Below are 14033 nucleotides of genomic sequence, written 5' to 3'. Positions count from 1 at the left end.
AAAGATACAAATGGCAAGATTTACAAGAATTCAAGTTGCCCAAAAAATGGCAGAGCAAGGGATGGTTCCCTTGTATTATCATCCTGATATAGCTTTGGGTAAAAAAATATTAACAGCTTGTTATGCAGGTGGTGCAAGGCTTTTAGAGTTTACCAATCGAGGAGATTATGCCCATGAAGTATTTCGTGAGCTGAACAAATTTTGTGAGAAAGAACTACCCGAAATGATTCTTGGAGTGGGTTCTGTAACAGATGGAGGCACTGCTTCTTTGTATTTGCAACTTGGAGCCAATTTCGTGGTAACGCCTGTATTTCGGGAAGACATTGCTATTGTCTGCAATCGAAAAAAAGTATTGTGGTCACCAGGTTGTGGTTCGCTTACCGAAATTTGCAGAGCGGAAGAAATGGGTTGCGAGATTGTGAAATTATTTCCAGGAGATATCTATGGGCCTGCGTTTGTAAAAGCCATTAAAGGCCCTCAACCTTGGACGAGCATCATGCCAACAGGTGGGGTTTCTCCAACTCGTGAGAATTTGAAGGGCTGGTTTGATGCAGGAGTTACCTGTGTTGGAATGGGTTCTCAATTGATTTCCAGTGAAATAATGAAGAATGAAGATTACGCTACTTTAGAGACCAGAGTGAAAGATGCTTTGACTTTGATTCGGGAACTTAGAAACTAACTAACCAGACTTCATCCAATATGATTTTTCATCAAAAAATAAAAATTCCACTATTTTTGGTTCTTTGTGTTTGTCTTTTTTCGCAATGTGGAGAAATTTCAAAGACAAAATACTTGAAATTAGCACATGCCCTGAATATTGACCATCCTGTGCATAAAGGCATGGTTTACATGGCACAAAAAGTAAAAGAAAAATCTGGAGGTAGTCTGCAAATTGAAATCTATCCTAGCCAACAATTGGGTTCCGAAAGGCAATGCTTGGAATTGTTGCAGATAGGGAGCTTGGCGATGACCAAAGTGTCGGCGGCTGTGTATGAAAATTTTGCACCTAACAGCAAAATAATGAGTATGCCTTATCTTTTTAGGGATCGTGAGCATGTGTATAAAGTATTGGATGGACCTATCGGTAAAGAAATGCTGTTGCAGGGAGAACCTTTTTGGCTGAGAGGATTGGCTTATTTTGATGCTGGACAACGTTCTTTTTATACGAAGGATAGGCCAATAAGAACTCCAGATGATTTGAAGGGTTTGAAAATTAGGGTGCAAGAAAGTGCTACGGCCATAGATTTAGTGCAGTCTTTGGGAGCTGCTCCAACCCCTATTGCATGGGGCGAACTTTATACAGCCTTGCAGCAAGGGGTAGTCGATGGAGCTGAGAACAATCCTCCAAGTTTTTACACTTCTCGTCACTATGAGGTTTGTAAATATTATTCGTTGAATGAGCATACGGCAGTTCCTGACTTATTAATTATTGGAACAGTAGCTTGGAATCGTCTGTCAGCAGAAGAACAAACTTGGTTACAAGAAGCGGCAGATGAAGCAGTGGTTTACCAAAGAAAATTATGGATAGAGGCTGAGGAACACGCACTTGCAGAAGTTCAGAAAGCGGGCGTTGAAGTGATACATCCAGACAAAACACTGTTTGCCGAAAAGACCAAACATATGTTGGATGCTTTTAAGGACGATAAAGTTGTTTATGATTTGATACAAAAAATCCAAGCAGTAAAATGAAATCAACCATTAATAAAAATTTAGGGTACCTTCTCATTGCGTTGATGTCTATTATGACCTTGGATGTTTTGTGGGGTGTATTTACCCGATATGCAATGGGACATCAAGCAAATTGGTCAGAAGAATTGGCAAGATTTCTTTTGATATGGATTGGTGTTTTAGGAGCGGCTTATGCTTCAGGTCAAAAAATGCACCTTGCTATTGATTTGTTAAGCCCCCAATTGAACGAAGTCAACCAAAGGCGACTTTCTATTCTTATCAATATTCTGATAATAGTTTTTGCCCTATTTGTCATGGTGGTGGGTGGTAGCCGTTTGATTTATATCACCAATGTTTTAGGTCAATTGTCTCCTGCTTTACAAGTACCGATGTCTTTTATCTATTCTGTTATTCCCCTAAGTGGCTTATTGGTTATCTATTATAAAATAACAGAGCTCATAACTCCTAACGAATAAAGTAAAATTCAGAAATGGAAGTATTCATATTAGTAGTATCATTTGTTATTTTATTGGGGATTGGTGTACCGATAGCATGGAGTATAGGGTTGAGTAGTATTTTTACCATGTTGGTAAGTATTCCATTCATTCCTGCTTTGACGACTGTGGCTCAACGGATGGCAACAGGCTTGGACAGTTTTTCATTGCTGGCTATTCCATTTTTTGTTTTGGCAGGAGGGATTATGAATCGGGGAGGGATTGCAGTTCGACTGGTCAATTTTGCTAAATCGTTGGTGGGATCGCTTCCTGGAGGATTGGCGCATGTCAATATTATTGCAGCGATGTTGTTTGGAGCGATTTCAGGTTCTGCAGTTGCAGCGGTTTCTGCAATAGGTGGAATGTTGACGGATTCGATGGAAAAGGAAGGATACAGTAAGGAGTTTTCAGCGGCGGTAAACATCACTTCTAGTACAACTGGATTGGTGATTCCGCCCAGTAATATTTTGATTGTGTATTCCTTAGCAAGTGGAGGTGTTTCTATTGCAGCATTGTTTGTAGCAGGATATTTACCAGGGATTTTGACTGGATTACTTCTAATGGCCGTTTCTGCTGTTTTGGCTAAAAAAAATAAATATGCCGTAGGTAAAAGAAGTTCTTTAAGTGAAGTAGGAAAAGCATTTATCAATGCGCTACCAAGTCTGTTTTTGTTGGTGGTGGTCATTGGAGGGATTGTGAGAGGATGGTTCACTGCAACTGAAGCCTCCGCTGTTGCGGTTTTGTATTGTTTGGTTTTGACTGCCATTTATAGGGAAATTTCCATCAAAGAATTACCTGATATTATTTTGTCTTCGGTTGGCACTACTGCAATTGTCATGCTGTTGATAGCCACTTCAATGAGTATGTCGTGGATTATGGCTTATGAAAATATCCCTCAAAATATCACCGAAACCTTGCTCTCTATTAGCGACAATAAATATGTGATTCTTTTGCTCATCAATTTGATATTGTTGTTTGTCGGAGTGTTCATGGATATGACCCCCGCAGTGTTGATTTTTACGCCTATATTTTTGCCCGTAGTGGTCAAACTTGGAATGGATCCAACGCATTTTGGAATCGTTATGGTGATGAATTTGTGCATTGGATTGTGTACTCCGCCTGTTGGAGCGGTTTTGTTTGTTGGAGTTGGAGTAGCGAATACGACTATTCAAAAAGTAATAAAACCACTAATGCCTTTGTTTATAGCCATGTTGGTTGCATTGATGTTGGTGACGTATGTGCCTGAGATCAGTTTGTGGTTGCCAAGTGTTTTTGGATTGTAAACGATTGTTTAAGAAAAGATAATGAATAAAGTAGTTTTAAAAGTTCACCCAAAAGACAACATCATCGTTGCCTTAAAAGATTTGAAGGCAGGAGAGGTCATTTCTTTTGAAGGAGAAAAATATGAACTGTTAGAAGATATCCCTACCAAACACAAATTTTCGCAACAGGATTTTGCTCAAGGAGATGAGATTGTCATGTATGGCGTTTTGGTAGGAAAAGCAACCCGCCCGATTCATAAAGGTACACGAATCAGTACTGAAAATGTCAAACATTCTGCACATGATTTTGAAGTAGGAAAAAGAAATACGGATTGGGAAAAACCTGATGTGTCGAATTTTGCTAACCAGACCTTCAATGGTTTTCATAGGGCTGACGGCAAAGTAGGAACCATGAATTATTGGCTGGTGATTCCATTGGTCTTTTGTGAAAATAGGAACATCAAGGTCATTCAAGAAGCAATGACCGATCAGTTGGGTTACATTTCCAACAAAGATTTTACAATGGATGTTCGTCGTTTGGTAGAGTTGTATCGAGAAGGTGCAGAGCAGCAAGAAATTTTGGCTGAAAAAATTACCAAAACCCAACTGGAACTTAAAGAAAACCGCATTTTCAAAAATGTAGATGGCATCAAATTTTTGACACATGAAGGAGGTTGTGGAGGAATTCGTCAAGATTCCGAAACACTTTGCGAATTGTTTGCAGGCTATCTCACCCATCCAAATGTAGCAGGTGCAACGGTGTTGAGTCTTGGTTGTCAGAATGCACAAATTCCCATTCTGCAAAAAGCCATTGAAAAACGAGATTCTCATTTTACAAAACCACTGTTTTTTTTAGAGCAACAAAATAGTGCTTCTGAAAGAGATTTTATTGAAGAAGCCATCAAGAAAACCTTTGTAGGACTTATTGAAGCCAACAAAATCCAACGCAAACCCGCACCATTGAGCCAACTTACTATTGGTTTAGAATGTGGTGGTTCAGATGGATTTTCAGGTATTTCTGCAAATCCTACATTGGGCTACACCTCTGATCTTTTGGTGACATTGGGTGGAAAAGCAATCCTGTCAGAATTTCCAGAATTGAATGGCGTAGAGCAAGAACTCATCAATAGGTGCATGAATGATAGATTGGCAGAGAAATTCTCCCATATCATGCGTACCTATGCCCAACGTGCGGAAGCCGTTGGAAGTGGATTTGACATGAATCCATCGCCTGGCAATATCAAAGATGGTTTGATTACCGATGCTATGAAATCTGCTGGTGCTGCCAAAAAAGGAGGAACTTCTCCTGTAGTAGATGTCTTGGATTATACCGAACCTGCTACCCAATCTGGACTCAGTTTGTTGTGTACACCTGGTAATGATGTGGAAAGTACCACAGGGTTGGCTGGTTCAGGTGCGAATATTATTTTATTCACAACTGGACTGGGAACGCCAACGGGTAACCCAATTTCTCCCACCATAAAAGTTTCATCTAATAATAAACTTGCAGAAAAAATGGCGGATATAATTGACTTCAATACAGGTACAATTATCACAGGTGAGGATAGCATCGAAACCAAAGGAAATGCCTTGTTGGAATACATTATTCAAGTAGCAAGTGGGGAAGCTATTCCCAATGCAGTTCGCTTGGGACAAGATGATTTTATTCCTTGGAAGCGGGGAATTAGTTTGTAAAATTTAAAAAACCTACAATGCAAGTACTCAATAAGTTAACCGCCAATATACCCCATCAATATCCAGAAAAAATCCTTCAATTTGGAGGAGGGAATTTTCTGCGTGGATTTGTGGATTGGATGGTAGATATATACAATGAAAAAACTGGAAGTAATATCGGTATCCTTGTAGTGAAGCCCACAGAGCGAGGTGATTATGAGACATGGAGAGAACAGGATGGATTGTTTTATGTCTTGACCAAAGGCATCAAAAATGGGCAATTGGTGGATGAAAAACATTTGGTAAAATGTGTTACCCGAATCATTCATCCCTATAAAAAATGGAACACATTTTTGAAATCCTCCGAAAACCCTGATCTGCGTTACATCATTTCCAACACTACTGAAACAGGCATCCGAGTATCAGATATCGACCAGCCAACTGACACTCCACCCCATGAATTTCCCGCTAAGTTGACTCGGTGGTTGTACCATCGCTACAAACATTTTGAAGGAAGCGAACAATCGGGTTGCATCATTATCCCAACAGAATTATTGGAGGAAAACGGCATACTACTGCGAGATTGTATTCTGCAATATGCAGACAATTGGCAACTGGGAGCAGACTTCAAAAAGTGGATCAATACCGCCAATATTTTCTGCAATACGCTTGTGGACAGAATCATCCCTGGCGTTGGCAAAAACGGAATGGAAACAGCTTGGCAACAGGTAGGTTTTCAGGATGAAATGATTACACAAGGCGAACCCTACCATTTTTGGGGAATTGAAGCACCTCAATCCGTTCAGGAGGAATTGCCCTTGGATAAAATTGGGCTGAATATTGTATTTACCAACGATCTCACACCGTTTCGTACGAGTAAAGTCCGCATTTTGAATGGCGCACATACTGCAATGGTTCCCGTCAGTTATTTATATGGTATCGAAACAGTTAGGGAAACTGTGGAAGATGAAGTGATGGGAGTATTTGTACAAAAGGTCATTTTTGATGAAATTATTCCGACGCTGCATTTGCCAGAGATGGATGTCCAACAATTTGCCAACGATGTACTGGATCGTTTCAAAAATCCATTTATCAAACACCGATTAATCAGCATTTCGTTGAATTCTGTTTCCAAATTCAAAGTGCGGGTATTGCCATCACTTTTGGCCTATCGAGAGGCGAAAGGTATTTTACCGAAACATATAGTGTTGTCATTTGCAGCACTTATCCGTTTTTATAAAGGTGAATTTGACGGAAAAAACATCCCATTAAATGACGAAAATTGGACAACCGATTTTTTTGAAAATGTATGGAATGAATATGACGGTACGGAGAAAGGGATGTCCAATTTGGTTAAAAAAGTGCTGCAATGGGAAAAGGCATGGGAAATGGACTTATCTGATGTACCAGAACTGCACGATTTGCTTCTGCAATACCTACTCAAAATTGAAGGAGAAGGAATGCAAGAAACCGTCAAAAGTATTTTGCAATGAAAAAAATATGCCTCATATCTGTATTGATGTTGACTTTGATTACTTCAATGAAAGCTCAAAATGAAATTCCCCTTTATGTTGGTACTGTACCCAATTCGAGAAATGTTCCTGATACTGAAAAAGTTGAAAAAAGGGAAACGGGTGGAAGAGCAATTTTTAACACTGCCATCCCAACATTGACAGCTTTTGTACCCAAATATTCCAACGGTAAAGCAGTGGTTATTTGCCCCGGAGGTGGATATGTCAAAACGGCTTTTGACAAAGAAGGTGTGCTTGTAGCACAATCATTGAATGAGGATAGTATTACCACTTTTGTGCTGAAATACCGCATCCCACAAGACTTGACAAATGTCGACAAATCGCTCGCTCCATTGCAGGATGCACAGCAAGCCATTCGTTTTGTACGTAAAAATGCTGCAAAATACCAACTTGACCCGACTAAAATCGGCATCATGGGTTTTTCGGCAGGCGGACATTTGGCTGCTTCCGCAGCCACTCATTTTCATAAATTAGCAGACTCCAACGAGCTTGATACTACTTCTGTGCGACCCGATTTTGTCATCTTGATTTATCCTGTTATCAGCTTCACAGATGAATTGACACACAAAGGTTCTCGTGACCATTTGATAGGAGAATATCCCAATGAAGCGGCGATTTTGCATTGGTCAAATGAAAAACAAGTTACTCCTGATTCACCGCCCACTTTCCTCGTTCATGCTGCAAACGACATATCTGTACCCGTTGGCAATAGCCTCGCTTATTATTCAGCTTGCATCAAAAATGGCGTTCCTGTAGAAATGCACCTTTACCCAAAAGGAGGGCATGGATTCGGAATGTTCAATGAAACCACAAAAGATATTTGGATGGAGCGTTTGAAAAATTGGTTGAAGATTTTGTAATTTTCCAGATGAAATTAAATAATATCCAAAAGGTTATCATTTTTTTTGCAATTATACTGTTTATCTCCAACTGCAAAAACGATAAACCTGCTTCTCCGCAAAGTAAACCAAACATAGAACCTTCCGATTTGTCTGGTATGGAATTGGCAAAAATACATTGTGCCAGTTGCCATAAATTCCCTGAACCCTCAGAACTTGAAAAATCCTATTGGGAGAAAAGCGCATTGCCGCAAATGGCTTACCGTTTTGGTATTTATCCGAAGAATGAACGATCAACTCTGATTGAAGATGGCGTGGGTGGGCAATTGGTGGAAAGTGCCAATATTTATCCAAAAGAGCAGACTATGGCATTGGAGGATTTCGAGAAAATAAAAAAATACTATGTCGAAAATGCGCCTGAAAAATTAGTGATTGCAGCTTCTGAGCAATTGCCTTCGACTAATTTATTTCAATTAATTGAAGTAAAAGAACGTTTCAATCCGCCAATGGGAACGGTGATTAAATCATTTCCTCAAAAAAATAGAATCATCTATTCGGATGCCAAAGAGGATTATTGCTCTATTGAAATTTTGGACAACAAATTTAAACTCATTCAAAGTCTTGCCGTACCTAAACCTGTTTCTGATATTCATTTTTCAGGTGATACATTGGTAGCTACTTCAATGGGACAGTTCAATCCGAATGACCATCCATCTGGGAGTATTTTCAAAATATTCCAAAAGAAAGGCAGTAGCGAATATTCTGGATTTTTCAATGAATTAAAAGGCCTACAAAGACCAGTATTTACCATATTTTCGGATTTGAACCAAGATAAACGAGCCGATATTTTGGTTTGTGAATATGGCAATCATACAGGAGGCTTAAATTGGTATGAAAATAAGGGCAACCGTCAATACAAACGCCATGTTTTGTTGGCTCAACCTGGCGCAACTCAAGCCATTGTTCATGATTTTAATAAGGATAACTTACCCGACATTATGGCACTCATGGCGCAAGGGGACGAGGGAATAGACATTTATTTTAATTTGGGGGGAGGGAAGTTCGAGAGGCAACGGATTTTGCGTTTTTCGCCACTATATGGCTCTGTCAATATTCATTTGGAGGATATAAATAAAGATGGCTACTCTGACATTTTATACATCAATGGGGACAATGCGGATTATTCAATTGTGGACAAACCCTATCATGGAATCCATATTTTTTTGAATAATGGCAATAATGAGTTTTCTGAAAAATATTTTTACCAATTGCAGGGTGCTTACGATGCCCAGTTGAATGATTTTGATGGTGATGGAGATTTGGATATGGCTGCAATTTCTTTTTTTCCAAGAAATAATGATTCCGAAAATGGCTTTGTTTATTTAGAAAATATTTCAAAGTCAAGCAGTGAGTTTTCCTTCAAAGCATATTCTCTTCTCGGAACAGAAAAAGGTAGATGGATAAAAATGGACGTAAATGATATGAATGGCGATGGCAAGATGGATATTACATTGCTTTCATTCACAGGTATGGCACTAACGAACGATAATAAAGGGCAGTTTGAAAAGTGGCTGAAAACGAGTCCTTCTATCTTGCATTTGCAGAATAGGGGTAAATAAAAAAGGCAGGCATTTTACAATGCCCACCTCTATCTTTTTCACAAGTATGAAACTTTTTTAGTAGCCTGGATTCTGTTGCAGTTTTGGATTCTTATCAATAGCAGGCTGCGGTATTGGGAATATAGTATTGTGTGGATCTAACTCATAACTGTATTCTACCAGACGAGGCTGGTATTGAACTATTCGATTCAATAGTGCTTGGCCTGGTGTAAATATCGTCCCGTCATCATTGTACATAGGTGGTATGCTGTAGGTGGCATAGGCAGTTTTATTTGTAATTAGCTTGCCTTGACGAACCAACTCTTCATAATCTTGTCCTTCAAAACAAAGCTCCTTTCTAAATTCCAGATAAATAGCTTCTCTGAGTTCACCTTGTGATAAACCTGCCAAATCAGGTAAACCAGCTCTTGTACGGACTCTGTTCACATATTGATATGCAAGGGCTGTTGCTCCACTTTCATTACACGCTTCTGCTGCAATCAATAGAACATCAGCTAACCTTAATACCTTTATGTTATAAGCCATGCCATCTGCAACTTTGTTAAAAGGATCTCTATACTTGTTAATATGTGGAATAGGGTAGGTATTTTCATGCCATTGAATGAGAGAATCGCCACTTGGAGCAGGATATTCTGTCAGCCACGTAGCTGGTTTTCTTTTATCGTTATCATCGAATTGATTGAACCACCACAAGCTACCAAAAATAGTTCCCCATTGACCTGGACCATAGGTACTATTATTTGGTTCGTAATTGTTACCCAATTGATGCCCTTGTGGTGAAACGCCATTGTATTGTACTTCAAAAACGCTCTCACTGTTATTGTCTCGATCACCATTCCCTGTCCACCAATTATCTGCTGGGTCAGGCATCAATTCCAATCCACTTGGTGAGTTAATTACAGCTTCTGCATTTGTTTTTGCATTTGCCCAGTCTTTCTGATATAGTTGAACTTTCGCCAATAGTCCTTGTGCCGCTTCCTTAGAAGCCCGGCCAATATCATTGCTAGAATAATTATTTATATTTGGCAAACTTGCCACTGCCTCAGTCAAATCGACGATTATCTGTGCATATACTTCGGCTGCTGTATTCCTTGTAACTTGAAGTTCTTTAATATCTGATGTGCTTGTTTCAGTCAATATAAGAGGTACTCCTCCCCATCTTCTGACCATATTGAAGTAAGTCAATGCACGTAAAAATTTAGCCTCACCTATTATTCGACTTTTAAGTGTAGCATCCATATCAATTTCAGGTACATGGACAATCACAGCATTGGCACGGTTAATTGCTTGCCATACTGCACTCCATGGAAGGATATTGTAACGGCTGCTAACAAGCATACCTGCATCATTTAATTGGATCAAAGGAGCTCTGTCTGATGTACTTCCTAATCGTATAAAAGTACCATCTGAAGCAAGAGCACTAGATGTCATCCAATATCTTGAATAGTAATCATTGACATTCAATGCGGCATAAGCACCATTCACTGCAACTATAGCATCATCTGCCGTCTCGTAAAAGTTGGCAGGGGAAATAGAGTCCTTGGGAATTTCGTCAAGGAAATTGCTGCAAGAGGTAGCTATAATTGCAGCAAAAAGAACAATGATATATTTTAAATTTTTCATTTTATTTTTCTTGTTTTGATTAGAAATTAAGTTTCACTCCCAATAAAGTGGTTTTGGCCAATGGGTATGAACTAACATCCCAGCCAAAAGATCCTCTTACATTGGCACGCCCATTGGTATCAGGGTTGTAACCTTTATAATCTGTTATTGTTAACAAATTCTGACCAGTGATATAGATAGATCCATTTAGTACACCTAAAAAGTCATTCGGTAAATTATAACTCAAGGTTACTTCTCTCATTCTGAGATAACTTGCATCTTCGAGATAAAAATCAGAACCGCCTATACTAGCTGTTCCACCAACTGTTGGAGGATTTGAATTCAGTACAGGGTAAACAGCATTTGGATTCTCAGGAGTCCATGAATCTAAGCGTTCTCTTAGTAAATTCTGTCCTCTATCCGCACTCGTATTGAAGGCTCTCATCGTATTGTACACATCTCCACCTTTTTGTCCTTGGAAGAAAACCCGTAGTTCGAATTTTTTTACATATAAAGTAGTATTAAATCCGTAGATAAAATCAGGATGAGGATTTCCAATGACTGTACGATCTGCAACAGTAATTGCACCATCACCATCTACATCTACAAATTTGACCATACCTGGAAGTACTCCAGGTCTTAATTCCTGAGCTGCATCTGCTTCTGCCTGACTTCTATACAATCCATCGGTTTTGTATCCAAAGAATACTCCCAATGGTTGGCCAACGGTAACATAAGAAACTGGCGTAGCTCCTGCAAATGTAGGTAGAGGTAGTTCATAAGATTGGTCACCTGAGCCAACATCACTTGGGTCTCCCAATGAAGTTATTTCATTTTTGTTGCCAGAGATATTGAATCCAAGATCCCATCTAAAATCGCCATTGTTCAGGAGTACTCCATCCACTGAAAATTCCCATCCAGTATTTTTCATACTACCTAAGTTCTGTACCGATGGGTCACGGATACCTGAGGTTTCAGGGAGTTGAACTTCAAGTAATAGGTCGTCTGTTTTTTTGTTATAAAAATCAGCAGTAAAATTAAGCCTACTTTCAAGGAGTGATAGATCGAGACCAATGTTAGCTTGAGTGGATATTTCCCAAGTCAAGTTTGGAACAGGTACACGAAGTGGTGAAAAACCGTTTACTGTAGTACCGCCCCCAAAATTATAGGGTGTTGATTGCAGAAGTGCCAGAGATCGGTAGGTAGGAAGTTCTTGATTTCCCACTTGACCCCAACCTGCTCTCAGTTTTAAGTTACTGATAATACTTGATTCAGATATGAATTCCTCATTGGAAATTCTCCACGCACCTCCAATTGAAGGGAAAAAAGCCCATTTACCTCCCTCTGCAAATTTGGAAGAACCATCTCTTCGTCCAGTGAGTGTGATTAAGTACCTATCATCAAAGTTGTAATTGATTCTACCAAGAAAAGAAAGTATGCTAAATTCAGCATATCTAGAATCAACACTTGGTACAATGGATCCGCCACCTAAATCGTAAGGCCCTGTGATATCGGTTGCAAAACCACTAGCTGTTACCAGTCTATATTCTTCTGTTTCCTTTTGTGAGGTAAATCCAGCCAATACGGAAAGCTTACTATTTCCAAAAGATTTGTTGTAGTTAAGTGTATTTTCATTCAACAATGAAAGTCTATTTACCGAGCTTACATTAGCCGTATTAGTAGAGTTTGTTTTATTGAATTTAGAGGTTCTATACACATGTCTGTCTTGGTTTTCAGAGTCAGCACCCAAACTTACTCTGAACTTTAGGTCTTCTGTGATAAGATATTCTGCAAAAACATTTCCCAGAATTCTGGTATTGACATTTTCATCTGAAAACTCATTTATAAAAGCAACGGGGTTTAGAGAACCTTGTGCATCAGGAACGGTAGAAGGGAGGTCGTCGTGTGTGGAATAACTTCCATCAGGTAGATAAACTGGCAAAATAGGAGAGTGTCTTATGGCAATGGAGGTTACACCATTTGTTGTTTCACCTTCTGTTTCTGCTGCATTGTTAATTGAGCGAGAAATATTCAAAGAGTTTCCAAATTTAAACTTTTCACTAATATTAAAATCAAGGTTCAATCTTAATGAATACCTTTCAAAATCAGATCCTTTAATAACGCCTTCCTGATCAAAAACACTTGCGGATATGTTATACTGAACAGCCTCTGAACCACCGTTTACGCTTAATTGGTGATTTTGTATCGTTGCATTTCTGAAGATTTGATCTTGCCAATCCGTATCATTTGGTGGAGCACTTGTGAAAACAACAGGATCGCCACCTGCAGCAGCACTTGTATTATAGATATCCTGATATTCTTGAGCGTTCAACATTTCTATTCTTTCAGCAACGGACTGAACACCAAAATATCCACTGTAAGACACTTTTGGAGTACCTTTCACACCTCTTTTAGTAGTAATAAGAACGACACCATTTGCACCTCTTACACCATAAATTGCAGCGGCAGATGCATCTTTCAGTACCTCTATGGATTGAATATCTGAGGGATTCAATGACGCAAGAGGATTTTGATTTACAGTGTAATCAGTTCCTGTACTACTATCTGTTCCCCTTCCTGCGGAAGTAGAAAATTGTGATTGTCCTGTTACTGGAAATCCATCAATTACATACAAAGGTTCACTACCATTTAAGATAGAAGTTGCTCCTCTGATTTTTACACTAATTCCACCTCCTGGTGCAGATGAATTGCTTGTAACAAGCATACCAGGAACTCTTCCCTGTAAGCCCTGTTCAATCGAGGTAATGGGTTGTGAATTTAGCTGTTCAGCTGTTACGGTCGCAACAGACCCTGTAAGGTCACTCTTCTTTTGAGTACCATACCCGACAACGACTACCTGATCTAAAAGTGCGACATCTATGGCCATGACCAAATCTATGGTACTTCTTCCATTGATATCAACTACCTGACTCTTGTAGCCCGTGTAGCTAAAAACGAGCTTAGTACCTGCATCGGGTACTTTGAGTGAGTAATTACCGTCCAAATCGGTTATTGTTCCCGTGGTGGTACCTTGTAATACAATCGTTACACCGACCAATGAGTTGCCATCACTTTCAGTGACTTTACCCGTAATGGTACTTTGGGCGTAGGAGGATGTCGTGAGAAAGACAAGAGCAAGGACGGAGAGCCATAAACGCCTCGTTTTACAGGCATTTTTCATTGAGTAAAAAAGCTTCATATTGTTTATTTTAAGTGGTAAAAGAAAAATGGTTTTTCTATTAAAAAATGTTAGGTGAAGTGACATTCTAACTATATAAACAGTAACTGCAATCAATGTCCAAACGCTCTAATTTTCCTGCTTTGAAGAGAGTTTATCCCAATT

At 39.3% G+C, this 14033-nt stretch carries 10 protein-coding genes; 8 read left to right on the top strand and 2 right to left on the bottom strand.

Annotation, left to right across the window (positions count from 1 at the left end):
- The first annotated feature begins 10 nt into the window (after positions 1-10).
- The 8 genes from R3E32_04685 to R3E32_04650 all read left to right on the top strand — a co-directional run bounded on the left by R3E32_04685 (position 11) and on the right by R3E32_04650 (position 9088).
- Positions 11-679, top strand: a complete 669-nt coding sequence (locus R3E32_04685) for a bifunctional 4-hydroxy-2-oxoglutarate aldolase/2-dehydro-3-deoxy-phosphogluconate aldolase (protein ID MEZ4884017.1) — start codon at positions 11-13, stop codon at positions 677-679.
- 113 nt (positions 680-792) lie between these two features.
- Positions 793-1689: a TRAP transporter substrate-binding protein gene (locus tag R3E32_04680; GenBank protein MEZ4884016.1), complete on the top strand. Its 897-nt coding sequence runs from the start codon at positions 793-795 to the stop codon at positions 1687-1689.
- The gene (locus R3E32_04675; GenBank protein MEZ4884015.1) at positions 1686-2144 is read left to right on the top strand and encodes a TRAP transporter small permease; all 459 of its coding nucleotides are present in this window, start codon (positions 1686-1688) and stop codon (positions 2142-2144) included. The genes R3E32_04680 and R3E32_04675 overlap by 4 nt, the downstream gene beginning before the upstream one ends.
- Positions 2145-2158: 14 nt before the next feature.
- A complete protein-coding gene (locus R3E32_04670) occupies positions 2159-3445 on the top strand; it encodes a TRAP transporter large permease (GenBank protein MEZ4884014.1) in 1287 nt (428 codons plus the stop codon).
- A gap of 21 nt (positions 3446-3466) precedes the next feature.
- The gene (locus tag R3E32_04665) at positions 3467-5119 is read left to right on the top strand and encodes an altronate dehydratase family protein (GenBank protein MEZ4884013.1); all 1653 of its coding nucleotides are present in this window, start codon (positions 3467-3469) and stop codon (positions 5117-5119) included.
- Positions 5120-5136: 17 nt separating this feature from the next.
- Positions 5137-6591 (top strand): tagaturonate reductase, encoded by a 1455-nt coding sequence (locus tag R3E32_04660; protein ID MEZ4884012.1) that lies wholly within the window; start codon positions 5137-5139, stop codon positions 6589-6591.
- Positions 6588-7490: an alpha/beta hydrolase gene (locus tag R3E32_04655; protein ID MEZ4884011.1), complete on the top strand. Its 903-nt coding sequence runs from the start codon at positions 6588-6590 to the stop codon at positions 7488-7490. The genes R3E32_04660 and R3E32_04655 overlap by 4 nt, the downstream gene beginning before the upstream one ends.
- Positions 7491-7498: 8 nt before the next feature.
- Positions 7499-9088 (top strand): VCBS repeat-containing protein, encoded by a 1590-nt coding sequence (locus R3E32_04650; GenBank protein ID MEZ4884010.1) that lies wholly within the window; start codon positions 7499-7501, stop codon positions 9086-9088.
- Positions 9089-9145: 57 nt separating this feature from the next.
- On the opposite strand, the gene R3E32_04645 is transcribed toward R3E32_04650, so the two are convergent.
- On the bottom strand, positions 9146-10711 hold the full coding sequence (locus tag R3E32_04645) for a RagB/SusD family nutrient uptake outer membrane protein (protein MEZ4884009.1): 1566 nt from the start codon (positions 10709-10711) through the stop codon (positions 9146-9148).
- A 19-nt stretch (positions 10712-10730) separates the two neighbouring features.
- On the bottom strand, positions 10731-13889 hold the full coding sequence (locus R3E32_04640; protein ID MEZ4884008.1) for a TonB-dependent receptor: 3159 nt from the start codon (positions 13887-13889) through the stop codon (positions 10731-10733).
- Positions 13890-14033 lie beyond the last annotated feature (144 nt).

It is taken from the genome of Chitinophagales bacterium (assembly GCA_041392475.1).
GTDB lineage: Bacteria > Bacteroidota > Bacteroidia > Chitinophagales > UBA2359 > JAUHXA01.
This window is presented reverse-complemented; position numbering and strand designations above follow the sequence as displayed.